Here is a 25,912-nt window from a genome sequence, read left to right on the forward strand (position 1 = left end):
ACTGACCGCGGGCCCGTCTGACGACCGGCAGACTCTGTTTCAGCTTCTGATAGCTATGACGCTGTTCTCAGATAAACGCAGGCAAAAACAAACGTCGGACCATAATTTGCGAAGTATCTCCTTGTATTTACGAACCAGGTTTTGATTCTATCCGTATATTTTCAGATATGATATCTGAGACGGTACATTCAAGGGTAGACGACCCTGTTTATACGGATAATGAGCGGTATCACGTCGCTACAGGTTGCTGTCCCGGAAGCGACGGCGATGACGGTCGTTTTCGTGCTACTCACTGGGGGGCTGGTGGGGATGAGCATTCGGAACATGTTCGATTCGATCATGTCCGAGGACGGCGACAGCGACGGTGACGACGACGGCGGCGACGACCTTGGCGGTGGCCTCATGGGTGAAGAGGAAGACACCGGAGGCGGCGATGATGATCTTGGCGGGTTGGGTGGTCTCGACGACGGCGACGACCTGGGTGGGTTCGACGACGGCGGCGAATTCGACGACATGGACGGCGGTGGCGGCGGTGGTGGCAACGTCGACGAACTCGAACACCGCCTCGACGAACTCGAAAACGAGGTCGGCAGCCTCTCCTCGACGGTCAATACGGTCCGCAACGAGAACGAGCAGATCTCGGAGACCGTCGGAGAAGTCGAGGAGAACGTCCGGAAGTTACTCGATATTTACGAGATGGTCACGCGGGGTGTCAATCCCTTTGCCGACGATATCGAGGCCGGGATGGGCGGTCCCGGTGACGACGGCTCGTTCGGTCTCTTTGCGGACGAGGGCGACGACAGCGAAGAGGACATCGACGAGGACATCGCTGAGGCAGACGCCGAGGGCTTTTTCGACGACGACCTCGTCGAGGAGGAAGAGTCGATGGAGACAGACGCCGATATCGACGACGTGCTCGGCGGCACAGACGACGAGGACACCGGCGACGAGTTTCAGGACAGTTTTGACGAGGATTTCGACGACGATGAGTTCGGAGGCATGGACGACATGAGTCAGGCAGACGAAAGCGAGGAGACTGACGACAGCGGCGGCGGAACCTCCTTCGAGGACCTGAAAGACGAGTACGAATCTGGCGACGCAGAGTGGGCGGAGGAGGACGACGGTGACGAGATGGACACTCTCGACGACGGGGGTGACGTAATCGAGGACAGCGATGTGGCTGATCCCGATGACGGCGACTTCGGGATGGACGACGACGACGACCTCGCTGACGACGAACTGTTCGACGAGGTCATCGAGGACGAGGAGACAGAGCCGATGGAGACTGCAGCGGAGATTGACCAGTCGGCGGCCGAACCGGAACCCGAGCAGGAGCCACTTTCGGAGCCGGAGCCAGAACCCGACGTGACTGGGATGGAAGAATCGACGCCGGAACCAGAGCCCGACGCGACCGAGACGGAAGACTCGACGACCGAGCCGACGGAGACGGCGGCCGCAAACGCGGACAGACAGAGCGAGGACACGGCAGACGACGATGGCAAGCCATATCTCTCGACGCTTCCGGAGGGGTTCGCGGCGGATCTGGTCGTGGTCGAGTGGCTCGAATATCTCGTCTCCGAGGTCGGCGTTCGGGAGACTGCACGTGCGATAGACTACTACGAGACCATCGACTGGATCGACGAGAGTGTCGCCGACGACTTACACGAGTATCTCCGGGGATTCGACGGCGGAGCGAACGGAACGCTGACGATCGACCACCACACGACGAGCCTGCAGTACATCAGCCAACTCGACGGCGACGGCGGGGCAAGCTTCGGCCAGCTGCACGGAGGTGGTCTGGATGGGCTTCAGCGTTAGCGGCGCCGCAGCGATCATCTTCGTCAGCATGTTCATCGCCTTCGGGATGTGGTTCACGGCGGCGTCGAACGGGTTCGACCGGATCACGGACGCACAGGACGCACAGACCGAGACCACGCTGGAAGCGAGCAATACCGCGATCGAGATCGACAGTGCCCGGTACAATCAGAGCACGGACGTGCTGACGATCACGGCCTCCAATACCGGTACCACGGAACTCTCGCTCGCGGCGACGGATCTCCTCGAAGACGGTGCCTTCGTCTCGGGCTGGGAGGCAACTGCCACGGTCGAGGGCAACGGCGCAACGGACCTGTGGCTGCCCGGAGAAACGCTTTCGATCGAACTCACCCGAACTGCCGGGCCGAGCCGCGTGAAACTCGTCACGCCGTCGAGCGTGGCAGACAGCACGACGGTGACTCAGCTATGAGAGGGACGCTAACCGCTGGAGGTGGGCTGGATGGGATTTAGCACGAGCGGCAGTCTACTGGTCATCTTCATCGGGCTGTTTATCGCGATGGGATCGATCTACACCACGACGTCGAACACGACCGACCGAGTCGAAGCGGCCTACACCGACGATCTGCAGCGACAGGCGGCGGTCACCGAGACCGCGATCAACATCACCGATGCGACACAGAACGCCGACGGGAATCTCACAATTGTCGTGACGAACAACGGGTCGCGGGATCTGTCCGTCTCGGAGCTTTCGGTCCTGCTCGACGGCGAGTTTCGATCACTCGCCACGTTCGACGCGGTGACCGTTGACGGGGCGGACACTGACGTGTGGCCCCCGGAAACCACGCTCAGGCTCGAAGCCGACGGCGAACCGACGGTCGAGCGGGTGAAGGTCGTGACGGGTGTTGGAATCGCGGCCGCAAGCGACGTTCGGGAGGTGACGACCTGATGGCGAGCGTCTCGGTGTCTCACATGATCCTCTTTATCGCGAGTATGATCATCGCCGCGAGCGTCGCAGGCGTGTTCACCACGAGCGTGGACGAACTCGCGGGCGCAATCGACGACCAGGGCCTGCAGGTCAGCGACAACGTCCGCACAAGCATCGACATCATCAGCGACAGCGGCGCGAGCGACCAGCTCTACGACGCCAACGCCGGTGATGACGGCGAACTCACTCTGCTCGTCAAAAACACCGGGACCACACGGCTGCCCGTCGACGCAAACCAGATCGACGTGCTGGTCAACGGGCAGTTCCAGCCCGCCAGTGACCTCACCATCCAGTTGCTCGGTGCGGGTGACATGTGGAGTCAAAACGAGGTCATCCGGGTCACCGTCGACGTCGCGCTCGGCGACGGCGACCACCGGGCGATGGTCATCGTCAACGACGACGAGGAGGTCTTCCCCTTCAGACTCGGAGGTGGCACGTAATGAGTATTGCACGAAACGAACTGTTCTCGATCGGACTCAAAGAGCGGGATAGACTCGACAAGGAACTCGGCGGCGGTATCCCGCCTGGGAGCATCGTCCTGATGGAGGGCGACTACGGTGCCGGGAAATCGGCCATCAGCCAGCGGTTCACCTACGGCCTCTGTGAGGAGGGCCACAGCGTCACCCTCCTGTCGACGGAGTTGACCGTTGGGAGCTTTCTGGAGCAGATGCACTCGCTCGACTACGACATGGTCGATCACATGCTCGACGAGAACGTCCTCTTCTTGCACGCCGACATCGGTGACTCGAAGAACACCTTCTCGGACACCGGCGGTGACGACGAGGACCGGATGGATCTCCTCAAACGGTTGATGGAGGCCGAGGTGATGTGGGAGTCGGACGTGATCATCATCGACACGTTCGACGCAATCCTGCGCAACGACCCCAAGTTCGAGGCGCTGGTGCGGGAAAACGAGGAGCGCCAGGCCGCACTGGAGATCATCTCTTTTTTCCGCGACATCATCTCGCGCGGGAAGGTGATCGTTCTGACGGTGGACCCGACGACGCTGGACGAGGAGGCGATAGGGCCGTTCCGGTCTATCGCCGACGTCTTTCTGGAGTTGGAGATGGTCGAGGTCGGTAACGACGTGCGCCGACAGATCAGCGTCCTCCGGTTTGCTGGCATGGGCGAGCAGGTCGGTGACACGATCGGGTACTCGGTTCGCTCGGGCACAGGAATCGTCATCGAGAGCAGGAGTGTGGCATAACCATGACAGAGCACGGACGACCCAACCCGTCGGACGAACTGCGACAGCACGCGGCCAGACGCCCCCATCTCCGGGACCACCTCCAGAAGTTCAAGCAGATCACCGGGGAGTTCCCCATGTTCATCGAGGAGGCCGACGACGAGTACGAAACCGACCGGCCGAACGTGCTCTATCCCGTCGGCGGCCCGATCTACTGCCATATCTACGGCGACATCGGGCAGGACATGAAGTATTATGCTATCGAACCGGACCTGTCCGAAAACGAGTGGTCGGTGTTCAACACGGTGCGGGACCGGTTGCTCGAACGGAGTGTGACCAAACCGGCCCCGCAGGACGAAGCAGAGTACGACGACCGCATCGAGGAGTTGATGCAGGAGACCACGTCGATCAAGAGTGAGGACAGCAACCGGAGCGTTCTGACCCGGATCTCGGATCTCACGAACGTCGGCAAGGTCGAGCTGACCGAGCAGACCTACGAGAACATCCGCTATCGACTCAACCGCGACATCGTCGGTCTCGGGCCGCTGGAACCGGTGATGCGCGACCCGGCGAACGAGGACATCCACGTCATTGGACCAAACGAGTGTTTCGTCGACCACTCGGTGTACAGCATGCTCCAGACGACCGTCGAGTGGGAGAGCGACGAGCACTTCGATCAGTGGCTCAAGAACATGGGCGAGCGGATCGGCGACCCGGTCAGCGACTCGGACCCCATCGTCGACTCGACGCTCCCAGATGGGTCGCGTCTGAACCTCATCTACTCAGACGACGTCAGCCTCAAGGGTCCTTCGCTGACGATCCGTCAGGGCGACGAGGTGCCACTCTCGGTGTTTCAGATCACCGCCTGGAACACGCTCAGCCCCGAACTGGCGGCGTACCTCTGGCTCTGTCTGGAGAACGAACAGACGGTGTTCGTCGTCGGGGAGACGGCGTCAGGGAAGACGACGACGCTGAACTCGATTATGGCCTTCATCCCGCGGGACTCGAAGATATACACCGCGGAGGACACCGCCGAGGTCATGCCGCCACACGACACGTGGCAGAAACTGCTGACCCGAGAGGGCGATTCCGAGGACACGTCGGTGGACATGTTCGACCTGGTCGCGGCGGCGCTCCGCTCCCGGCCGGACTACATCATCGTGGGCGAGGTTCGTGGCGAGGAGGGTCGGATGGCTTTCCAGGCCGCACAGACCGGTCACCCCGTGATGCTGACCTTCCACGCGAGCGACATCGTCTCGATGATCCAGCGCTTTACTGGTGATCCGATCAACATCCCCGAGACGTTCATGGACAACGCCGACGTGGCGCTGTTCCAGAACCGTGTCAAGCAGGGTGACGACGTGCTCCGTCGGGTGACCAGCGTCCAGGAAATCGAGGGCTACTCCAAGGAGATGGACGGTGTCGTCACCCGACAGGCGTTCTACTGGGACCCCGTCGAGGACGAAATCGTCTTCCAGGGGCGGAACAACTCCTACGTGCTCGAAGAGCAGATCGCGACCCTGCTGGGCTACGAGGACACGCGTGACATCTACGGGGATCTGGACTTCCGGGCACGGGTCATCGAGCGCGCGATTCAGGAGGGGATCACCGGCTACCACGAGGTCAACGAACTCATCGCTGACTTCCAGCGCGACGGCGTCGAGGGGCTCCCCTTCGATATCCACAGACGAGAGTAATGTCCACGGACAGCGAGGCCACGATCGATCTGACGCTCTCCGAGAACCTCCAGTCGCTGCTCGATTCCTATCGACGCATGGGGATGCCGATGGGGCAGTACGTCACCTTCATCCTCATCCCGTCGCTGGGGTTCTTCTTGGTCTCGCTCGCGCTCGCGCTCTTTTTGAGTCTGCCGCTGAGCATCCGACTCCCGATACCGCTTTTGGGCATGCTCGCGTTCGGGTCGGCGGTGTTCTATCCGAAGATTCTGCTCAACCAGCGGCGCCGACAGCTCAACAACCGGTTTCACCTGATGATCACCCACATGACGGTGCTGGCGACGACGAAAATCGACCGGATGGAGGTGTTCCGGACGCTCGCCCAGGAAGACGAGTACGGCGAACTGGCGACGGAGATGAACCGTATCGTGCAACTGGTCGACACCTGGAACCAGAGCCTCGACGACGCCTGTCGCCGCCGTGCGAAGGAAGTGCCGAGCGAGACGGTTGCGGACTTCTTCGAGCGACTCGCCTACACGCTCGGTGCGGGCCAGTCACTCCGGGAGTATCTGCTCTCCGAGCAAGACCAGATCATTCAGGAGTACGTCACCGTCTACGAGTCCTCGCTCGACAATCTGGAGGTGATGAAGGATCTCTACCTGTCGATGATTCTCTCGATGACGTTCGCGCTGGTGTTTGCCGTCGTCCTGCCGGTGCTGACCGGGACCGACCCGACGCTGACGGTGAGCGCGGTCATCGTGATGTATATCTTCGTTCAGACGGGGTTTTACCTCGCGATCCGGTCGCTGTCGCCGTACGACCCTGTCTGGTATCACCCGCCCGAGAAGCCCTCTGCCGTCGAACCGCGGATCACGAAAAGCTTCTATATCGGCGTCTCGCTGAGCGTGCTGTTGCTCGGTTTCGTCCTCGCCGACGTGTTTGGATTGAGTCCGGTCTCGGTTTCCATTCTGATCCCGGTTCTGGGTGATCCGCTCCCGCTCCCGATATATGCCGCGATCCCCGTGACGCCGCTGCTCATCCCGGGGCTGGTCCTCCGGAGTGCAGAAAAGCGTATCAACGCTCGTGACCGGGAGTTTCCAAGCTTCATTCGGGCGCTCGGGACGACCGAGACAGTCAAGCAGTCGACGAGCTCGCAGGTACTCGAAACCCTCCGGGAGAAGGACTTCGGGCCGCTGTCCCCGAACATCGACGACCTGTACCGGCGGCTGAACATGCGGATCGAACCGGTCGAGGCGTGGCGGTATTTCACCGCTGACTGTCGGTCCTATCTCATCCAGACGTTCAGCGAGATGTACTTGATGGGCCGAGAACTCGGCGGGACGCCCGAGCTGCTCGGCGAACTCATCGCCGAGAACATGAACGAGGTGTTGCAGTTGCGCGAACAGCGCCGACAGGCGACGACGACGCTCGTCGGCCTGCTGTATGGGATCACCGCCGCCGCGACCTTCGCCTTCTTCATCGGTCTGCAGGTCGTCAACATCCTCTCCGATATGAGCCTCGAACTCGACGAGAGTGCTGGCTTCGATGCGGCCGCCCTCATCCAGACTGAGGCGTTCAACATCCCGCTCATCGAGTCCCTCCTCGTCGTCGTGATCATGTTCTCCGCGATGCTCGCCTCGCTGATGATCCGCACTGTCGACGGCGGTCACAAGCTCAACACCTACATGCACTTCGTGTTGCTCACCTGGATCTCGGCGCTTATCGCAGTCGCCACCAAGTGGCTCGTCAACGTCTTCCTCTCGATCTGAAGGCTCCGCGAGTGACAACGCCGATACACGTCACATAACGAATCTGATGGATATTTCCGAATCGAACTCAAAACGGGGACGATGAGAGGGTTCCGGTGGCTGGTCGGGACAGACAGGCGGGTGCTGGTGCTGGCGCTGGCCCGGATGGTCGGCGCAGCGGGCAACTCCTTTCTGATCGTCGTGTTGCCGCTGTACATCGGGAGTGGCATCGTCGATATCGACGGCCTCGTCGGGCGGTCAGTCGGTGTCGGAGCGGCGACGATCACGGTCACGGAACCGCTGCTCATCGGACTCGTGCTGTCGCTGTTTGGCTTTCTGAACAGTCTTTCGCAACCGTTTACTGGTCGGATCTCTGACCGCGCGAGTGCCCGCAAGCCGTTCATTCTCGCCGGGATCGTGACGCTCGGAACGGGGTCGGGGCTGTACATCGTCGCGACCGAATACTGGATGCTCGTGACTCTTCGCGCGGTTCAGGGGTTCGGTGCTGCGTTGATCGTTCCTTCCACGGTGGCACTGATAAACGAGTACGCGGGCGAAGCGGCTGACCGTGGCGGCAACTTCGGCGTGTACAATACGTTCCGCCTCATCGGGTTTGGAGTCGGACCAGCGGTTGCTGGACTCGTCGTCGAAGCTGGTCCCTACACCGTCGGTTCGGTCACGCTTTCGGGATTCGAGGCCGCCTTCGCTATCGCCTGCGCTGGTGCGTATCTCTCCTTTGTCCTCGTCGCGCTGTTTGTCACTGATACGGAGGAACCGAGCGCAGACGCTGACACCGACCTCTCGATTCAGATGCGGGGGACTGACCGCTTGCTCGATCCGGTCTTTACCCTCGGACTCGCGACCATCGCGATGGGCATCTGTATCTCGCTGTTTGCGACGCTTCAGACCGAGATCAACCTCCGACTCGACCAGCAGCCAGTTTGGTTCGGTCTCCAGTTCGGCGCGGTCACCATCGCGAACGTCATGCTGCAGGTTCCGGTCGGCACTGCCGCTGACCGGTACGGCCGCCGCCCATTCTTGCTCGCGGGCTTTGTGATCTTGATCCCCTCCACAGTGTTGCAGGGTATCGTCACAGACCCCGTGGTGATGACGGCCGTTCGGTTCGGTCAGGGCATCGCCGTGGCGCTCGTCTTTGCCCCGTCGCTCGCGCTCGCCGGTGACCTCGCGAAGAAGGGTGCCTCGGGGTCGACGCTGTCGATACTCACCATGGGCTTTGGGTTCGGCGTCGCCGTCGGCCCGCTCGCGTCAGGGATTCTCGTCTCCTTTGGCTTTCTGGTCCCGTTTGTCGCTGGCAGCGTGCTCGCCGCAATTGCACTTGTCGGCGTTCTCACGCAGGTAGAGGAGACGCTCCCCGACGAGGTGACAGAGCCAGCAGTCAGCGATTGACTCCATTATTGGTCTCCGACCGAGTGTCGGTGTCTTTATCCACGTGACTGCCCGAGCGTGGCGTATGACCACTGACCGCGAGGCGTTTCTCGCCGGCGATCGCCCCGACGACGTGCACATCTATCTCCACGAGGACGCCGTCTCGAACGTCGACGCGCTCGAATCACACGGCGAACGCGTCGAAGCGGGTATCGTGCTCGTTCTCGACGGCGACCAGGCCCGGAGCATCTTCCAGCGCGCGACTGGAATCGACCCGATGGCGTTCGCACAGGACGCGATGGACACCGACGGCGATGTCGACGACGACTGCACCGGCGGCACCTGTCCGGCCTGCGGTGCCGACGACGGTGCTCGCTTCGTCTTTGCGTTTGCCGAGGCACAAAACGACGATGTCGGCGGGCTCTACGCCGAGGGCGACGTGATCCACGCCTACGTCTCCTGCGAGTGCGGGGAGTCGTACTCGGATAAGTGGGTCGCTGAGTAGCGACCAATTTTCGCGGCTACTGCACTGCGCGCCGTCGTCTCTGTTCGACCAGATGAACGGCGAGTGGCAACAGCAAAATCCCAGCAAAGAGCGCGACGTTGAAAAGCACCGTTCGCAGGTGTTCGAGCGACCCGGTCACCAGTGCCTCCTCCACGAGGACGAAGGCAAGCAGATAGCCGATCCCGCAGAGACAGACTGCCCCTCCTTCGAGTCGTGTCCGAAGCGCGGGCATACTGTCGAGCTGTGTCGTCGCGACGACGCCGCCGAGACTCGCGCCGAGGCCGACGAGCGCGAGTTCTGCGAACCCGCTTACGAGAACCGCGGGGACGGCGATGACGGTCGCGAGTGCGAACCCTCGCTGCGGTGTCCCGTCGACGACGCGGGGTACCGCAGCGAGCACGCCCACACCGAGTGCAGCGCCGACGACGATATCGCCCAGATAGTGGACGCGGAGAACGACCCGCGACAGCGAGATGGCGAGGACGGCAGTCACGACGCCGCCGATGGCGAGCGGGTCGCGGAGTCGGTCGAACGCGACGAGCAGGCCGCCGTAGACGAGCGTCGCCATGAACGCGTGCCCGCTCGGAAAGCCGTACTCGCTGTCGGTCAGTTCCACGAGCGCGGCCACCTCCACCGCCCCGTCAGCGGGCGGTCGCGGCAGCGCGAACGCGGATTTGACCAGCACGATGCTCACCACCCCGACAGTCGCGTACGCGGCCACCGTCGCGCCGCGCTGTCTGTCCGCGAGCCAGTAGCAGACGGCGACGACGAGAATAAGTAACTCGGCCCCGCCGAAGGTCGTCACGAAGACTGCAAGATCGGTAAACTCCGGTGGGAACGCTTCCCAGAGCGCGACGCTCCAGTCTTTCAGACGCATGTGGAAGGGAGTACTCGGAGCGACCGGTAAAACACATCGAAGTCAGCGCAGTGTCGGAGACACGGGTTCGGCGTCCGTTCTCGGCGCCGCGTGGTCAGGGCGCCCGTTCCCAGCACCGCGTGGCCAGTGCGTCCGTTTCCGCGCCCTCGTTTCAGCGTTCGATACCGTACACATCGCCTGTCCAGTCGCGTTCTCTGGTGTCGTAGACTGCGTGTCCGCGGTCGCGGTCGGTGAGCGCGTCGAGGTCAGCGTCGTCGAGGTCCCAGTCGAAGAGATCGATGTTCTCCTGGACGTGTGCTGGCGAGGACGATTTCGGGAGCGCGACGACGCCCTGTTCGAGCGCCCACTTGAGGACAATCTGTGCGACGGACCTGTCGTACTTCTCGGCCAGATCGGAAACGACGTCGTCTTCGAATATCTCCGTGCGGGCGAGCGGCGCGGCGGCCTCGACGACGGTGTCGGTTTCGCGACAGAATTCAACCAGTTCGGGTCGCTGGAGCCACGGGTGGAACTCGATCTGATTGACCGCGATCGGAACGTCAGAGATGTGGTGTGCGGTGCTGAGTTGATAGCGGCTGAAGTTCGAGACGCCGATGTTTTTAATCAGCCCCCGGTCGTGCAGTGTCGCCATCGCGTCGAGCGACTCCCGAAGCGAGATGGCCGGGTTCGGCCAGTGGATGAGATACAGGTCCAGATAGTCCGTCCCGAGTCGGGCAAGCGAGTCCTCGCAGGCGGCGATGAGCGACTCGTAGTTGAGGTGTTTCGGGAGCACCTTCGAGGTGAGAAAGACCTCATCGCGGTCGTACTCTGCGAGCACGTCGCCGATGACGTTCTCGTTGTGATAGCCCTCGGCGGTGTCGACGTGCGTGTAGCCCGCATCGAGTGCTGTCCGAAGCCCCTCTTCGAGTTGTTCGTCGCCGATGTCCCACGTGCCGTAGCCGACGACGGGCAGTTCGTCGCCGCTCGGAAGTGTCTTTGTTGGGAATGTACTCATAGACTGGTCACAGGCCGGATCGCGGTTGAATCTACCGATACGTGGTTCGTGTTGTGAACGCGCTCGTCCAACGAATCACAGCGACAGCAGCGCCACGCCGACGACGGCCAGCACCGCAGCGAGCAGGCGCAGTCGGAAGTGGCGCTCACCGAGCAGGATTCCCCCGAGCACGACTGCGACGATGGCCTGCGTGTTGATGATCGGTGAGGCGATGCTCGCGGGAAGTGCCCCGAACGAGACCGTCGTCAGGTGTTCGCCGAACGCAACGAGGGCACCGACCGCGACGAACTTCGGAATCTCCTGACGCGAGAGCGACGGCCGCCGGGCCACTGCCATCGGGAGCAACATGACCGTCATCGTCCCGAAGAACAGCGGAACCCAGAGCCGCTCTGCGATGGCTAGATCCTGTAGCGCGACGCGTCTTCCGACATCCCCGACGGCAAAGCAGACGGCACTCAACAGCGCGAGTTGCGCCGGGCGCGAGTTGGCGGCTTTCGCAATCGGGCGAAACAGTCCTGCCGAGTCGTAGTTGGCGACGTACACCGCGAACGTCGCAACCACGACGCCAAGCACCTGAAGCGGCGTCAACACCTGCCCGAGCAAGAGAATCTCGATGGGGAGCACGAACACGGGCACGATCTTGTTGATCGGCGTGACGTAGGACACCTCACCCGCCGCGAGCGCTTTGAGAAAGAGCAACAGCGCCGCCACTGTGGTGAACGCAGTCCAGACGAGAATGCCCAGCTCCGGCAGGCCAAACGCTGCGGCCGATTCGGTCACTCGGTCGGCTTCGACCGCGACGGCTGGGAGATACCAGAGCACCGCGAACATGTAGAAGACGACGAGCAACCACGCGTGTGGATACCGGGCGAACGACCGCTTCAGGAGGTAGATATACCCACCCCACACGAACGCCGCGAGAACCGCGACGCCGATAGCCGGTTCCATCTAGCAGACTCGACGGCACTCGCCCTCAAGAGGGGTTCGATCGGTGTCTCGTTCCGTGTCGACCGGGGAGCAAAACCGCATCCATAATGGCTCTCGGACTCGAATCGGATGCATGGACATGAACCGACGGCCGCGACGACTGCGAACCGACGGGGTCCGGTCGCTCGTGCGCGAGACGGACCTGACGGCGTCGGATCTCATCGCTCCCGTGTTCGTCGACGCGACTGCCGAGCGTCGCCAGCCGATCGAGTCGATGCCGGGACACGAGCGAGTTCCCGTCTCGGACGCTGTCGAGCGCGTCGAGGAGATCCGTGAGACCGGCGTCGAGGCGGTCATCCTCTTTGGGATCCCCGACTCGAAGGACGACCGCGGGACGCGAGCGTGGGCCGAGGACGGAGTCGTACAGCGGGCGACCAGGAAGATCACGGCCGAAACCGACGCCTACGTCATCACCGACGTCTGTCTCTGTGAGTACACTGAACACGGTCACTGCGGGGTGCTCGAAGACGAGGCGCGGTCGAATCCCCGAGTCACCGTCGACAACGACGAGACGCTGGATAGACTGGCGGACATCGCCGTCTCACACGCCCGCGCGGGTGCGGACATGGTTGCGCCCTCGGGGATGATGGACGGGATGGTCGCGGCGATCCGAACCGGCCTCGACGGGGAGGGCTTCGAGCACGTGTCGATTATGAGCTACGCGGCCAAGTACGAGTCCGCGTTCTACGGCCCCTTCAGAGACGCCGCAGACGGTGCGCCCGCCTTCAGCGACCGGAGACACTACCAGATGGACCCGGCGAACGTTCGGGAAGCGAGCCGCGAGGTCGAACTCGACGTGCGGCAGGGCGCGGACGTGCTGATGGTCAAGCCCGCGCTCCCCTATCTGGATATCGTCTCGCAGGTGCGCCGGGAGTTCGACCACCCTGTCGCCGCCTACAACGTCTCCGGCGAGTACGCGATGGTCCACGCCGCCGCCGAGAAGGGCTGGCTGGAGCTCGAAGCCACGGCCTACGAGTCGCTGCTCTCGATCAAACGCGCTGGCGCTGATCTGATACTCACGTACTTCGCAGAGGACATCGCCAACCGGCTATAGTCCGCTGACCGTCTCTTCATGGCCGTTTTCTCGTCCGCCAGCGACCGCTCTGACGACTACGGGCCCGGGAGCGATCCAGCCACGTTCCCGGGAGCGGCCCGACCCCTCCTCGAAAGCCGCCACCGATCCCGGTTTACGATCTACAGAAATTCGATGTCTGAACGTCCACATTCTGGACAGAATACAACCTTATATCCGTTATACTCTTCCTTATATTGTTCATTCGTTCAGATTTTTCGCGGAATAGAACACACATTTAACCAAACCCTTATACATGTGAGTGTCACACCCATTCGACGTGGAACGCATGACGATAACGCACAAATCGCGCGGTTTGGTGAACGAACAGGCAGTAAAACAGACGTTTGGAACTGGAGGTGACCAGTAGATGGACCCAATTGTACTTCAGAGCGTCGGCGAGGTCGCGGACGCGGTCACTAACACGTGGATACTGACCGTTACGTTCCTGATTTTCTTCATGCACGCAGGCTTTGCGATGCTTGAGGCGGGGCAGGTTCGCTCGAAGAACGTCGCCAACCAGCTGACCAAGAACCTCCTGACGTGGAGTGTCGGCGTCGTGCTGTTTTTCCTGGTCGGAGCAGGCCTTTCATATGTCGCTGCCGGCGGAAGTTTCGCTGACGGCGCTCCGTTCATGAATACTGGTGGTGAGTTCTCCCAGTACATCGGCTGGCTCTACGGAGCAGTGTTTGCGATGACGGCCGCGACGATCGTCTCTGGAGCGGTGGCTGGCCGTGCGCGTCTCCGTGCATACGTCGGCTACACGTTCCTGCTGGCGGCGGTCATCTACCCAGTCGTCATCGCGATGACCTGGACTGGTGCATCTGTCTCGGGCAGTGGTCTGGTCAAGGACCTGACCGGAACTGCATTCAAAGATTTCGCAGGCGGAACCATCGTCCACGCGATGGGCGGTATCGCCGGGTTGACCGCCGCCTGGGTACTCGGGCCACGGATGGACAAGTACGACAGTGACGGGAGCGTCAACGTCATTCCAGGTCACTCGATGACCTTCGCAGTCCTCGGAACGCTGATGCTTGCTTTTGGCTGGTACGGGTTCAACGTGGGTACTGTCGCTGCGCCAGTCGGTGGCGGTGGTGCTCTCGGCCAGACCGCAATGACGACGACGCTCGCGATGGCAATGGGCGCAGTCGGCGCAGGCGCAGTCTCGCTGCTGAAAAACAGCAAGGTCGATACGTTGTATGTCGCGAACGGCCTGCTGGCCGGACTGGTCGGCATCACCGCGATCCCAGACACGACGACGTGGTGGGGCGCACTTGCAGTCGGACTTCTTGCGGGCGCACAGCTTCCGATCGTCTTCGAGTTCGTCGAGAAGCGACTCAAGATCGACGACGTGTGTGCGGTCTTCCCGGTTCACGGTAGCGCAGGCGTGCTGGGAACGCTCGCGTTCCCCTTCGTCGCGGCTGACCTCGGGCCGTCGGTGGCCGATGCGTTCATCGCACAGGTCGTCGGCGTCGCCTTCATCGCCGCATGGACTATCACGGCGACGGCACTCATCTGGGGTGTCTTTAAAGCAGTCGGACAGGCACGCGTCGACTCCGACCACGAGCGCGACGGACTGGACATCTCCGAACACGGCGTCGAGACCTACCCCGAGTTCGGCGACCCGAACGTCGCCACCGACGGCGGCGTCGAGACCCACGACCTGCGCGCTGACGGCGGCACGGGCAGCGGCATCGAGATGGTGACGGCCATCATCCGACCGGACCGACTCAGCGAAGTCAAGCAGGCACTCGCCGAGGCCGAAGCGCCGTCGCTGACGGTCACGAACGTCTCCGGTCGCGGCTCACAGCCGTCGAAGACCGGCCAGTGGCGCGGCGAGGAGTACGTCGTCGACCTCCACCAGAAGGTCAAAATCGAGTGTGTCGTCGCCGACACGCCGACCGAGGACGTGGTCGACGCGATCCGCGATGCGGCAAACACCGGCGAACCCGGTGACGGCAAGATATTCGTCATGCCGATCGAGGACGCAGTCCAGATCCGCACCGGCGAACGCGGCATGGGCGCGGTCTGACGACGACACGAGCGCTCGGTTCCGACACAATCCGCTCGTTTCGATTCTGACATAGCACTCCTTTTTCGCGCGAACATAACGCGTTAGCTTCTTTCCCCGTGCGGTCGAAGACCCAAGCATGAACCACGACCAGTCGCGGTCGCTGTACGACCGGGCGCTCTCGGTGTTGCCCGGTGGCGTCAACTCCTCGGTTCGTGCGGTCAGACCGTACCCCTTCTTCGTCGAGCGCGGTGACGGCGGGCACGTCATCGACGCGGACGGGAACCGCTATCTGGATTTCGTCATGGGATATGGCCCGCTCCTGTTCGGTCACGACCTGCCGGAGTCGGTTGAGGCCGCGGTCCAGCAACGTGCGAGCGAGGGACCGATGTACGGCGCGCCGACCGAAGTCGAGGTCGAACTCGCCGAGTTTCTCGCCCGACACGTCCCGAGCGTCGAGATGGTACGCTTTGTCAACAGCGGCACCGAGGCCACCGTCTCCGCGGTTCGACTTGCCCGGGGCTACACTGGCCGTGACAAGATCGTCATCATGGAGGGGAGCTACCACGGCGCACAGGAGTCGACCCTCGTGGAGGGGTCCGGAACCGACACCGCCCCGTCGAGCCCCGGCATCCCGGCGTCGTTTGCCGACCACACGATCACCGTCCCGTTCAACGACGAAGCGGCGGTGCAGGAGGTGTTCGAGGCCCACGGCGAGGACATCGCCGCAGTGCTCACCGAGCCAATCCTGGGCAATCACGGTATCGTCCACCCCGTCGAGGGGTATCTGGAGACGCTCCGGGAAGTGACCGACGAGTACGGGTCGCTGCTCGTCTTCGACGAGGTCATCACGGGCTTTCGGGTCGGCGGTCTCCAGTGCGCCCAGGGAAAGTTCGGCGTCACGCCCGACGTGACGACGTTCGGAAAGATCGTCGGCGGCGGCTTCCCGGTGGGCGCTATCGGCGGCCGGACGGAGATCATCGAGGAGTTCACGCCGTCGGGCGACGTGTTCCAGTCGGGGACGTTCTCCGGGCATCCGGTGACGATGGCCGCCGGGCTCGAGACGCTTCGCTACGCGGCCAAGGAGGACGTGTACGACCACGTGAACGGGCTGGCCGAACAGCTCCGAGCGGGGCTGACTGATATCGTCGAAGACCAGGCCCCCGAGTACACCGTCGTCGGCACAGATAGCATGTTCAAGGTCATATTCACCCGCGGCCGACCCGGCGAGGGTGAGCGATGCGAGGCGGGCTGTCGCCAGAACGAGGGCTGTTCGCACTTCGACCAGTGTCCGAAAACTGGTGCGGACGTCGACGACGCCGACACCGAGCGCTGGGAACGACTGTTCTGGCCTGCGATGAAAGACGAAGGCATCTTCCTGACACCCAACCAGTTCGAGTCGCAGTTCGTCTGCTATGCACACACCGAGTCGGACATCGAGGAGACGCTCGAAGCGTACAAGACGGCGCTATGACGGCAGAGACCGAGAACGGTCGAGAAACCGATGGCGACGATGACTTCGAGGGCGACGACGCCACGGACGAACGACGGCTGATCGGAACGCAGCGCGAGGAGACGGACGCGTATCTCGCCACGGATCTCGGCGTCGTTCGCGTGTCGATCACCGCAGACCGCGTCGGCCAGTTCTCGCTCGTCCACCGGTGTTCGCCCCGGTCGGTCGCCGCAGACGAGGAGACGTTGCTCGTCGGCACTGACGAGGACGTGCTAATCGTCGAAGACGACGCCGTGGAGTCGATGGGCTTTGGCCCCGCGGTTGCGGTCGGGCTTGCGGAGGGAACGTTGCTCGCGGCAGGTTCGGACGGCCGGGTCGCCCGGTTCGACGACGGCTGGGAGACGGTCGGCACGGTGACCGACCCCCGGCGGTTCGAGGGGTCGCTGCTCGCGGCCGGTGATGGTGTCTACCGAGTCGGTGAGACGCTGGAACCGCTGGGGCTGACAGACGTGATGGACGTGACGACGGCCGCGACGGGACCGGTCGCCGCGACTGCCGATGGCATCTACCACCACACTGACGGCGAGTGGAATCGAACCTTCAGGGGCGCTGCGACTGCCGTCGCCAGCTCCGGGACGCGGCTGGCGGCGCTCGATGACGAGGGAATACTGGCCTACAACGACGAGTGGCGGCGGATGAATCCGCCGACAGACGAGGTATCCGCGACGGGTACGGTCGCACTGGCGTACGGAGAGAGCCTCTATGCTGTCACGGAGGACGGAACCGTACTCGTCTACACCGACCCCGAACTGGTCGTCGACGGACGCGGTGGTTGGCGGTCACACGCGCTCGGCGTCGCCGGTGTGACCGAAATCGCAATCCGATAGTCGGTCTGGGCTGACCTACTCGAATTGGTCATTTTGCGCTCCTGTTACGCTCTATTCTACTGACTCGCTTCGCTCGCCGTACCACTCGGCGACGGTCGGCCAGAGTCGCTCGTGTGCGCTGGAGGAAACCGAGACGCCCACGTGTCCGGCGGGAAACTCGATGAGGCGCGTGTCCTCGCTCGCCACCGCGTCGTTGAGCGGCGTCGAGGCTTCCGGCGGAACGAGATGATCGTACTCGCCGACGACTTGCAGGAGCGGCACCTCGATGGTCGACGGGTCGACGCGCTCGCCGTCGAGGTGGTACTCGCCCGAGAGCAGGCGGTCCTGTCGGTAAATCTCCTCGATGAACTCCCGGTAGGCTTCGCCGGGCACGTCGACGCTGTCCCAGACCCACCGCTCCATTCGAGCGAAGTTCGCCACGAAATCGGGGTCGTCGACTCGCTCGGCCAGGTGGACGTACTTGCCGACCAACTGGTCGACCGGTTCCATCATCGCGAACGTGAGCGCGAGCGACTCCCCGGGGACGTTGCCGAACGTCTCGGCTATCGTCCCCGGGTCGCAGTGGGCCGCCCACCGTTCGAGCAGGCCCCCAGTGTCGTCGATTCGGGACGGCGCGGCCATGAGTCCGAGCGTCCGCACGCGACGTTGCCGGAGCGCGGTGTACATGACTGCGAGCGTCCCACCCATGCAGTAGCCAAGCAGATGAACGTCTTCGACCGCGGCGTGGTCACAGACGGCGTCGACGCAGGCGTCCAGATAGCGCGTGACGTAATCGGCCACGCCGAGTGACTGGTCGAGAACCGACGGCCGCCCCCAGTCGACGAGGTACACTTCAAATCCCGCTTCGAGGAGGCGGCGAATCACGCTCCGGTCTGGCTGTAAGTCGAGAATGTAGGGGCGATTGACCAGCGCGTACACGATAAGCACCGGCGTCCCGTGAGCCGTCTCGTCGGGTTCGTAGTGACGGACCTCGTGGGTCGAGCGCTCGTGGACGACCGAACTCTCGGTCTGGCCCACGTCGGCGGTCAGCAGATTGCGGAGCGATTCGGGCGGAGCGTTCGCGTTCGAGAGCACGGAGAGGGCAATCGAGAGGGAGTATCGGTGGCCGCTGGACCAGCCAAACGGGCGTTCCTCCACTGGGATCACCGGACCCGCCCCAGCCCAGAGAGTGGATGTACGAGCCGATTCTGTGACTGGGGCCGCATGTGTCAGTTCTCGCGGGGCGTAGACATTAGTCGTGGGGATTCGCACACAGGTCGACGAAGTTTCGCAGAATCCGGAGGCCGGTCTCGCCGGACTTTTCCGGGTGGAACTGCGTGCCGAAGACGTTTCCTGCCTCGTTTGCGATGACGCTCGCAAAGTCGAGTCCGTAGTCAGTCGTCGCGACGACGGCCGACTCGTCGTCGGGGTCGGCGTAGTAGGAGTGGACGAAGTAGGCGTACTCCCCGTCGACGCCATCGACGAGCGGGTGCTCGCGCTCGACGGAAAGCTGATTCCAGCCCATCTGTGGCACCTTCACCGTCTCGGGAAAGCGCACGTTCCGGCCGGGGATAAGGTCGAGCCCCTCCGCGCTCCCCTCGCCAGCGTGTTCGGCCTCCTCGCTGGTCGTGAGCAGCATCTGCATCCCGAGACAGATGCCAAAGAGCGGTGTCCCGGCGTCGGCCTGCGCTTTCAGGAGGTCCCGAAAGGGTCCGGCGTTTTCCATCCCCTCGCTGAACGCGCCGACGCCCGGGAGCACGATTCCGTCGGCCGCCCTGATCGATTCGGGGTCGTCTGTCACGTCGACGGTCGCACCGGCGCGTTCCAGACCGCGGGTCACGCTCCGGAGGTTCCCGAGTCCGTAATCGACCACGGCGACGCGCGTCCCCTCGCTTGCAGTCATCATCGGACGTAGGAGCGGCCCCGATAAGTGCGTTGGCCTTCGTGAAAGTGTGGCGATTTGGTGTGGGGTATTGACGATGATGGTGTTCGAGACACCAAGAAAGCCCCGAGCGGTTGAACTCGGGCGACTCGCTGTGCGCGCTCCCGTTGGTCGCGTGCTTGCGTCACCGGGAGAGCAAGCTCTCCCGAGCCCGCGGCGAAGCCGCGGACGCCGGCCTTCGTTCAACCGCTCGCCCCTTTCAGTCCCACCCTCAAAGACTGGTCGGCCAGCCGGACTGGGTGGGACTGAAAGGGGCAGCCTTCTGAACTCCCGCGGCTCGTTGCGCTCCTCACTTCGTTGCGGTGCTTACTTCGCCGAGGTTCGTTCAGAAGGCTGGGGCTTTCTTGGTGGTCAAAACACCGTGAGTGACGTTCAAAACTGTAAAACCAACCACAAACGGAACTCCGCGTCACCAGTCGCCAAGCGTCGATTGGCCGCCGTCACCGGCGTACTCGGCGGCGGCCTGCAGCGCAGTCTCGAAGGCATCGCGCTGACTGGGGTCGTACAGCGTCGCCGCGGGGTGGACACAGACGAGCAGCTTCCAGCGGGAGTCACCGACTGCCAGTTCGAACACGTCACCGGCCCTGTTCGTGACTGCAACCGACTGTTCGAGCAGCGTCTCTGCTGGCACCTTCCCGAGCGTGACGACGAGTTCCGGATCGACGGCTGCGATTTCCCGGTCGAGATAGCCCCGACAGTTCGTTCGCTCGGTCGCCGTCGGGTCGCGGTTGTCGGGCGGGCGACAGCGCACACAGTTGGTGATCCGGACGTCTCGCCGTGAGAGGCCCACGTCGCGGAGGCCGTCGTCGAGCACGTCACCGCTCCGTCCGACGAAGGGTTCGCCCTGCTTGTCCTCCGTTTCGCCGGGTGCCTCGCCGACAAAGAGGAGATCAGCGTCGGTCGGTCCGGCCCCATTGACGATCTGACTCCGCGAGTCGACCAGATCCGGACACCGCTCACAGCCCTCGACCGCAATCCGCTCCTCGCTCCAGCACTCCCGCGCGTCTTCGTCCATATCTCATCCAGCACACAGGGGACAAAGAAGCCCCGGTTCTCTGACTCGCCGTTGTGGACTGTGACGATCACCGACACTCGTTGCGGGCGGCGTCGGCACCGCGGGCCGCCGCGCGCGCCACGCGAAGCGGTTCCGGACGCCCGCCCTCGGGCGTGAACGCGCGGACGACACGTTCGGGGTCCTCGACGCCGAGGCTTCGAACGAAGACGGTCTCCTCGTCGATGTCGACCCGATTTCGCTCCGGCTGGGCGCGATACAGTTCGAGCCGTCGCGCTCGCTTCTCGCCCGTAAATTCCGTCGTTATCGCCGATTCCAGTCCCTCGCTTTCCTCGAAGGACACCGAGAGCACGCCCATCTCCGTTTCTGTGTAAATCCGCTCGAGGTCGACGATGTTGTACCAGGCGGGGGCGATTCCAGAGACGAAGAGCAAGGGGATGTCTTCGCGTCCGAGTCGGTCGACGAGTGTGAGAATGGTGTCTGTCGCGTCCGTTCCGCCGACCGCCCACGTGTCAAAGGCAAACGCCTCGACGACCCGGTCGGCGCGGACGACGACGGCGGCGACGGTGCTGCTATCGGTGGTGTACGACTCTGCGATTCCGAGGGCGCGCGCCCCGGATTTCACGTGTTCTTGATGTCTTCGAGTCGGTCGAGGAGTTCGTCGTTCGAGGCGGTGAACTCGAATTCGACGTCGCCGTCGTGTGTGCTCTCCTCTGTCGATACACTGTCGTCCTCGATATCAGCGTCGTACTCCTGGTTTTCCTGTTCCGATTCGTCGTAGCTCCCGAATCCCATACAGAGTCACGTTAGCAGTTCACAGTAAAAAATTTCTCGCACCGTGCGGTGTGATAACACACAGAGCCAGCTTCAAGCCGATTCCGACTGTAGCGGCCACCATGGACGTCAGAAACGTCACGGATGACGCAGACGTATTCACCGCAAATGCGTATCTGGTCGACGGCGAGGTGGTGACGCTCGTGGACGCGGGTGCGATGGAGGGCGTCGTCGATGTCATCCGCGAGCACGTAGACCACATCGATCAGGTCGTGGTCACCCACAGCCACTCCGACCACATCGACCGACTCGACGCCGTTCTCGACGCGTTCGACCCGGACTGCTATGCCTACGGCACCCACCCGTGGCAGACCCACGCTCTCGACGACGGGGACTCCCTCCAGATTGGTGACGACGAGTACGAAGTGGTCTATACGCCCGGTCACGCGGACGATCACATCTCCCTGCTCGGGTCCGCAGCGCTCTTTTCCGGCGACGTGGTCGTCTACAACGACGGCGCGTTCGACGACGGGAGTTTCGGCCGGACGGACTATCCGGGGATGTCCCGCGAGCGCCTCATCGAGAGCATCGAGACGCTACTCGACCGCCTCCCCGACACGACGGAGTATCTGTACGCCGGTCACGGGGATGTATTTCAGGGTGACGTGTGCGCGGTGCTCGAACGCGCGCTCGAACGCGCTCGACGGCGCGAGCCAAAATACGACGAGTGAAAAGCACCGGCGCGTTCTCTGGAGTCTACAGCCCGGGTTCGTCGGTCTCCTGTGTGAGCAACACGACCATCGAGAGCCCGGAGATCACCATCAACAGGAGCGCGGGGATCGCGGCGTACTGATAGAGCGCGTTGCGCTGTGCGGCCCAGATCTGCGTGACGATGTTCTCGTAGCCGCTCGGCCGGAGAATCAGTGTCACCGGAAGTTCCTTCATCGTGGTGAGAAAGACGAGCGCAGCGCCCGCGACGATCCCCGACCGGATCAGCGGGAACGTAATTCGTCGGAACGAACCGAACGAGGACTCACCGAGAACGCGACCGGCCTCAACCAGTTTCGGGTCGACCTGCAGGATCGACGTGCGTGTCGACCCGACCGCCTGCGGGAGAAAGCGAATCACGTACGCGAACACGAGCAGCGGAATCGTCTGGTAGATCCACGGCGTCAAGCTGGACCCGAAATACACCAGTGCGAGGCCGAGTACGATGCCGGGGACCGCGAAGCCGACGTAGGTCAGTCGCTCGAAGACGAGCGCCAGCACGCTGTCGTGATTCGCTGCGAAGTACGCGACGGGGATCGCGAGCAGGGCTGCGACCACCGCGGCGGCGGCGGAGACGCTGACTGAATTGGCGACCTGGACGAACTCGAAGGCGAGATCCTGGCGGTATCCATCGCCAGCGCGTTGCAGCCAGAGCATGAGAATCCAGACCGGAACAGCAAGCGCGAGCGTCGTTACCGCTGCCGGGAGCGCCATCGCTGGCCAGCGCAGCCACCCCAGGTCGACGCGGGTTTCGGCCCCCTCGGATCCGCTGCCGGAGACGGTCCGATTCGAGCGGATCCGCCACTCCAGCGCGAGGATGACGAGCACCACCGCGAGCAGTTGCAGCGAGAGCAGCGCCGCGTAATCGCTCCCGAACGACCGATTCTCGACGTAGATCTGACGGGTGAACACCGGCAGGCGCATGATCGCTGGCGTTCCAAAATCCGAAATCGCGTACAGCGCAGCAAGCAACGCGCCAGCGGCGACCGCTGGGCGAACCTGCGGAAGCGTGACCCGCCGGAACGCTTTGAGGCGGCCCTGATTGAGCGTTCGCGCGGCGTCGATCAGCCCTTCATCGAAGGAGATGAGCGCAGCACGGGTCGTCAGGTAGACGTACGGATAGGTGTAGAGTGTGATGACGAGCGTTGCGCCGGGGAGGCCGTAGATCTGTGGCACCTGGTCGACGCCGAGGGGCGCAAACAGCGACTGAAACTCCCCGTTCGGCCCGAACGCCGAGACGAACGCGAACGCGCCCACGTAACTGGGCACCACGAGCGGCAAGGCAGCGGCAATCGTCCAGAAGCGACGGAAGGGGAGGTTCGTCCGAACGGTCAGGTACGCGAGCGGCACCCCGAGCAGTATCGAAAACGCCGTCACAAGCCCCGTCAGGAGGAGGCTGTTGAGGAGGATGTCGAACGTCTCCATGCTGAACATGAGTTCGCGCGCCCGACCCGGGTCGACAGTCGAGGCCCGGATGAACAGCCACGTCAGCGGAAACACCATCGCGGCGGCAATCGCCCCCGCGAGCAGTGTTAATCCGACTGGGCGGTCGTCGCTCTCTTCCGCGTCTCTCAGCCGCCGGACCAGCGCCGATATCGATCTCATGAGTGAAGCAGATGCCAGCAGTCGCTCAGTAGCGTAGGATGATATTCCGACGAATATAAGAATTAGGTTTCCCTAAAACGAGCGTGAAGCTGACGAGACGTGACGCGATTGCAGCGCTCGCTGCTATCGGCGGTGCTGGCGCTGCGGGCGTCGGATACACGCAACTTCGATCCGACGGCGATGACCCCGACGCGTCCGGGGCCGACGAGACGCTCCCCTCCGACCAGCGAGTGCGGGAGACGCTCGTCGCCGTCGCGGACGTCGTCTATCCGAGCGAGGTGTCCGGCGTCGAGGCGTTCGTCGAGACCTTCGTGGACTCACGGCTCGAAGACGATGCGCACGCGAGTGGCGTCCGGTCGGCTGTCGCGGCGCTCGACGAGCGGGGCCAGTCCTGGTACGACGGGCGCGTGACCGAACTCGACGCGGAGACCAGAGACCAGTTGCTCCGCGAGTCCGGGAGCGACACTGTCGAGGAGAACCCCGGGGGGACGCCTGCGGAGCGCATCCGCTATTACGTCGTGAACGAACTGTTGCTCGCGCTGTACGCGTCGCCCAAAGGCGGGAAACTCGTCGGACTCGAAAACCCACAGGGCCACCCCGGCGGAACCGAAAGCTACCAGCGAGGGCCACGATGAGCGCGGACCGACTATCGCGACGAACACGGACGAACGCAGACCGCTCACCTGTGTCCGGCGCGGACGTCTGTATCGTCGGCGCGGGCCCCGCTGGCGGTCTGATCGCCAATCGACTGGCCGACAGCCTCGACGTGGTCGTGCTCGATGCAGGGCCGCGGTTCGACCCCGACCAGCGTCTCGAACGACAGGAGCGGGCGATCCGTCCGGCCTACGACCGACCGGACGTCTGGGACGTCGGCGGTGAGCGGGACGCATACTCGGCCAGCGGTGAGTGGTTCTACCCGCTCAATCACGCCCGCGTCAAGGGGGTCGGCGGGTCGACGCTCCACTGGCAGGGGATGGTGATGCGACTCCACGAGGACGACTTCCGGTCGGGGAGCGCCCGCGACGTCGGTCCGGACTGGCCCATCGCGTACGAGGACCTCAGACCCCACTACGCCGAGGCCGAGCGAGCGTTCGGTGTCGCCGGGGCCGACGACAACCCGTTCGGGCCGCCCCGTGAGGAGCCGTTTCCAATGCCTGCCTTCCGTCCTTCCTACAGCGATTCGCTGTTTGCCGACGCCTGCGAGCGCCTCGGGATCACGATGCACTCGGTTCCGAACGCCCGGAATTCGGAGAGCTACGACGGCCGAAGCGCGTGTGTCGGCTACGGCACCTGCCAGCCAGTCTGCCCGTCGGGTGCGAAGTACGACGCCACCGTCCACGTCGACCGGGCCGAACGGCGCGGGGCGACGGTCATCGACCGCGCACAGGTCCAGCATCTGGAACACGGCCCGGAATCAATCGAGGCGGCGGTGTACGTGACGCCGGACGGAACCGAACACCGCCAGCCAGCCGACGCCTTCGTGCTCGCCTGCGGCGGCGTCGAAATCCCGCGGTTGCTCTTGCTCTCCGATTCGGAGGTGTACCCGGACGGCCTCGCGAATTCGAGCGGGGCCGTCGGGCAGTACTTCATGGATCACCTCTTCGCCGGAGCCGGTGGGATTCTCGACGAACGGACCAGGCAGAATCACGTCGGCTTTCTCACCAGCGAGTCCCACCAGTTCTACGACGAGGCAGACGAAGACGTCGGCCCGTTCAAACTCGAATTCTTCAACTACGCTGGGCCGTCGCCGGTCGAACTCGCGCTGTCGGGCGACGAGTGGGGCGACGAACTGCTCGCGGATCTGCGCTCGTCGTACGGCAACCATATCGCCCTCGGCGGACTGGTCGAACAGCTTCCCCGTGAGGACAGTTACGTCGGACTCGACCCCGAGCGTACCGACGACCACGGCAACCCGGTCCCGGATGTCCACTGGAATGTCGGTGACAGGGCGCTCCGAACCATCGAACGCGCAAACGAGATCCAGCACGACATCCTCGACGAACTTGGTGCCGAGATTACGTGGACCGCCGGTCCGGAGAGCACCGGCCCCGCCTATCACCACATGGGAACCACCCGGATGGGGACCGACCCGGACGAGAGCGTCGTCGACCCGACGCTGCAGACACACGACCTCGACAACTGCTGGATCGCATCGAGCAGCGTCTTTCCGACCGGCGGCGCTCTCAATCCCACGCTGACGATCGGTGCGCTCGCGCTTCGTGCCGCTGATTTCGTCGAAGCCGAACTCGTAGGGTGAGATGTTGACGGTTCAGCAATATTATTTTAGGT

25 protein-coding genes are annotated in these 25,912 nt (G+C 63.3%); 16 read left to right on the forward strand and 9 right to left on the reverse strand.

The genetic code is table 11. The features are described 5' to 3' along the window. The first annotated feature begins 219 nt into the window (after positions 1 to 219). The 9 genes from ACMGFL_RS03860 (at position 220) to ACMGFL_RS03900 (ending at position 9,262) form a co-directional block, all read left to right on the forward strand. On the forward strand, positions 220 to 1,818 hold the full coding sequence (locus ACMGFL_RS03860; protein ID WP_436934219.1) for a FlaD/FlaE family flagellar protein: 1,599 nt from the start codon (positions 220 to 222) through the stop codon (positions 1,816 to 1,818). Continuing rightward, on the forward strand, positions 1,802 to 2,245 hold the full coding sequence (gene arlF / locus ACMGFL_RS03865; protein ID WP_436934220.1) for an archaellum stator protein ArlF: 444 nt from the start codon (positions 1,802 to 1,804) through the stop codon (positions 2,243 to 2,245). Before ACMGFL_RS03860 ends, arlF (ACMGFL_RS03865) begins: the two co-directional genes overlap by 17 nt. A 30-nt stretch (positions 2,246 to 2,275) precedes the next feature. Next, positions 2,276 to 2,722, forward strand: a complete 447-nt coding sequence (gene arlF / locus ACMGFL_RS03870; RefSeq protein ID WP_436934221.1) for an archaellum stator protein ArlF — start codon at positions 2,276 to 2,278, stop codon at positions 2,720 to 2,722. Next, on the forward strand, positions 2,722 to 3,201 hold the full coding sequence (arlG, locus tag ACMGFL_RS03875; RefSeq protein WP_436934222.1) for an archaellum stator protein ArlG: 480 nt from the start codon (positions 2,722 to 2,724) through the stop codon (positions 3,199 to 3,201). The genes arlF (ACMGFL_RS03870) and arlG overlap by 1 nt, the downstream gene beginning before the upstream one ends. Next, entirely contained in the window at positions 3,201 to 3,968 is a 768-nt protein-coding gene (gene arlH, locus ACMGFL_RS03880; RefSeq protein WP_436934223.1) for an archaellum protein ArlH, read from the forward strand. The genes arlG and arlH overlap by 1 nt, the downstream gene beginning before the upstream one ends. 2 nt (positions 3,969 to 3,970) lie before the next feature. Next, on the forward strand, positions 3,971 to 5,644 hold the full coding sequence (gene flaI, locus ACMGFL_RS03885; protein ID WP_436934224.1) for an archaellum flagellar ATPase motor FlaI: 1,674 nt from the start codon (positions 3,971 to 3,973) through the stop codon (positions 5,642 to 5,644). Further along, positions 5,644 to 7,392 carry an archaellar assembly protein ArlJ/FlaJ gene (arlJ, locus tag ACMGFL_RS03890; protein ID WP_436934225.1) on the forward strand — a complete coding sequence of 583 codons (1,749 nt, stop codon included), beginning with the start codon at positions 5,644 to 5,646 and terminating at the stop codon, positions 7,390 to 7,392. The genes flaI and arlJ overlap by 1 nt, the downstream gene beginning before the upstream one ends. A gap of 81 nt (positions 7,393 to 7,473) precedes the next feature. Then, positions 7,474 to 8,778, forward strand: a complete 1,305-nt coding sequence (locus tag ACMGFL_RS03895; RefSeq protein ID WP_436934226.1) for an MFS transporter — start codon at positions 7,474 to 7,476, stop codon at positions 8,776 to 8,778. A gap of 64 nt (positions 8,779 to 8,842) precedes the next feature. Continuing rightward, positions 8,843 to 9,262 (forward strand): DUF5807 family protein, encoded by a 420-nt coding sequence (locus ACMGFL_RS03900; protein WP_436934227.1) that lies wholly within the window; start codon positions 8,843 to 8,845, stop codon positions 9,260 to 9,262. A gap of 16 nt (positions 9,263 to 9,278) precedes the next feature. Here the strand turns inward: ACMGFL_RS03900 and ACMGFL_RS03905 are convergent, their stop codons facing one another. The 3 genes from ACMGFL_RS03905 to ACMGFL_RS03915 form a co-directional block, all read right to left on the reverse strand. Continuing rightward, entirely contained in the window at positions 9,279 to 10,139 is an 861-nt protein-coding gene (locus tag ACMGFL_RS03905; protein WP_436934228.1) for a phosphatase PAP2 family protein, read from the reverse strand. A gap of 151 nt (positions 10,140 to 10,290) precedes the next feature. Further along, entirely contained in the window at positions 10,291 to 11,133 is an 843-nt protein-coding gene (locus tag ACMGFL_RS03910; RefSeq protein WP_436934229.1) for an aldo/keto reductase, read from the reverse strand. Between the two features lie 75 nt (positions 11,134 to 11,208). After that, positions 11,209 to 12,081, reverse strand: coding sequence for an EamA family transporter (locus tag ACMGFL_RS03915; protein WP_436934230.1), 873 nt, complete (start codon positions 12,079 to 12,081; stop codon positions 11,209 to 11,211). Positions 12,082 to 12,193: 112 nt separating this feature from the next. Between ACMGFL_RS03915 and hemB the strand changes: the two genes are divergently transcribed. The 4 genes from hemB (at position 12,194) to ACMGFL_RS03935 (ending at position 17,543) form a co-directional block, all read left to right on the forward strand. Beyond that, positions 12,194 to 13,174 carry a porphobilinogen synthase gene (hemB, locus tag ACMGFL_RS03920; RefSeq protein ID WP_436934231.1) on the forward strand — a complete coding sequence of 327 codons (981 nt, stop codon included), beginning with the start codon at positions 12,194 to 12,196 and terminating at the stop codon, positions 13,172 to 13,174. Positions 13,175 to 13,562: 388 nt separating this feature from the next. Continuing rightward, the gene (locus tag ACMGFL_RS03925) at positions 13,563 to 15,224 is read left to right on the forward strand and encodes an ammonium transporter (RefSeq protein WP_436934232.1); all 1,662 of its coding nucleotides are present in this window, start codon (positions 13,563 to 13,565) and stop codon (positions 15,222 to 15,224) included. 118 nt (positions 15,225 to 15,342) lie between these two features. Next, the gene (gene hemL / locus ACMGFL_RS03930) at positions 15,343 to 16,677 is read left to right on the forward strand and encodes a glutamate-1-semialdehyde 2,1-aminomutase (protein WP_436934233.1); all 1,335 of its coding nucleotides are present in this window, start codon (positions 15,343 to 15,345) and stop codon (positions 16,675 to 16,677) included. Further along, positions 16,674 to 17,543 carry an HVO_0234 family beta-propeller protein gene (locus ACMGFL_RS03935; RefSeq protein WP_436934234.1) on the forward strand — a complete coding sequence of 290 codons (870 nt, stop codon included), beginning with the start codon at positions 16,674 to 16,676 and terminating at the stop codon, positions 17,541 to 17,543. The genes hemL and ACMGFL_RS03935 overlap by 4 nt, the downstream gene beginning before the upstream one ends. 51 nt (positions 17,544 to 17,594) lie before the next feature. Here ACMGFL_RS03935 and ACMGFL_RS03940 read toward each other — a convergent pair whose 3' ends face one another. The 5 genes from ACMGFL_RS03940 to ACMGFL_RS03960 form a co-directional block, all read right to left on the reverse strand. Continuing rightward, complete coding sequence (locus tag ACMGFL_RS03940; RefSeq protein ID WP_436934235.1) at positions 17,595 to 18,680, reverse strand: alpha/beta fold hydrolase; 1,086 nt, start codon at positions 18,678 to 18,680, stop codon at positions 17,595 to 17,597. Positions 18,681 to 18,774: 94 nt separating this feature from the next. Next, on the reverse strand, positions 18,775 to 19,428 hold the full coding sequence (gene hisH, locus ACMGFL_RS03945; protein WP_436934236.1) for an imidazole glycerol phosphate synthase subunit HisH: 654 nt from the start codon (positions 19,426 to 19,428) through the stop codon (positions 18,775 to 18,777). A gap of 445 nt (positions 19,429 to 19,873) precedes the next feature. Then, positions 19,874 to 20,479: a uracil-DNA glycosylase gene (locus ACMGFL_RS03950; RefSeq protein ID WP_436934237.1), complete on the reverse strand. Its 606-nt coding sequence runs from the start codon at positions 20,477 to 20,479 to the stop codon at positions 19,874 to 19,876. Between the two features lie 67 nt (positions 20,480 to 20,546). Continuing rightward, positions 20,547 to 21,101 (reverse strand): endonuclease dU, encoded by a 555-nt coding sequence (locus ACMGFL_RS03955; RefSeq protein ID WP_436934238.1) that lies wholly within the window; start codon positions 21,099 to 21,101, stop codon positions 20,547 to 20,549. Beyond that, on the reverse strand, positions 21,098 to 21,271 hold the full coding sequence (locus ACMGFL_RS03960; RefSeq protein ID WP_436934239.1) for a DUF5786 family protein: 174 nt from the start codon (positions 21,269 to 21,271) through the stop codon (positions 21,098 to 21,100). The genes ACMGFL_RS03955 and ACMGFL_RS03960 overlap by 4 nt, the downstream gene beginning before the upstream one ends. Positions 21,272 to 21,372: 101 nt before the next feature. On the opposite strand from ACMGFL_RS03960, the gene ACMGFL_RS03965 reads away from it, so the two are divergent. After that, positions 21,373 to 21,981, forward strand: coding sequence for an MBL fold metallo-hydrolase (locus ACMGFL_RS03965; RefSeq protein WP_436934240.1), 609 nt, complete (start codon positions 21,373 to 21,375; stop codon positions 21,979 to 21,981). Between the two features lie 25 nt (positions 21,982 to 22,006). Here ACMGFL_RS03965 and ACMGFL_RS03970 read toward each other — a convergent pair whose 3' ends face one another. Further along, a complete protein-coding gene (locus tag ACMGFL_RS03970; RefSeq protein WP_436934241.1) occupies positions 22,007 to 23,623 on the reverse strand; it encodes an ABC transporter permease in 1,617 nt (538 codons plus the stop codon). An 83-nt stretch (positions 23,624 to 23,706) separates the two neighbouring features. On the opposite strand from ACMGFL_RS03970, the gene ACMGFL_RS03975 reads away from it, so the two are divergent. Further along, positions 23,707 to 24,258, forward strand: coding sequence for a gluconate 2-dehydrogenase subunit 3 family protein (locus ACMGFL_RS03975; protein WP_436934242.1), 552 nt, complete (start codon positions 23,707 to 23,709; stop codon positions 24,256 to 24,258). Next, positions 24,255 to 25,880 (forward strand): GMC family oxidoreductase, encoded by a 1,626-nt coding sequence (locus ACMGFL_RS03980; RefSeq protein WP_436934243.1) that lies wholly within the window; start codon positions 24,255 to 24,257, stop codon positions 25,878 to 25,880. Before ACMGFL_RS03975 ends, ACMGFL_RS03980 begins: the two co-directional genes overlap by 4 nt. Positions 25,881 to 25,912 lie beyond the last annotated feature (32 nt).

Origin of the sequence: Halovenus marina (assembly GCF_051414115.1) — an archaeon.
Taxonomy (GTDB): Archaea; Halobacteriota; Halobacteria; order Halobacteriales; family Haloarculaceae; genus Halovenus; species Halovenus marina.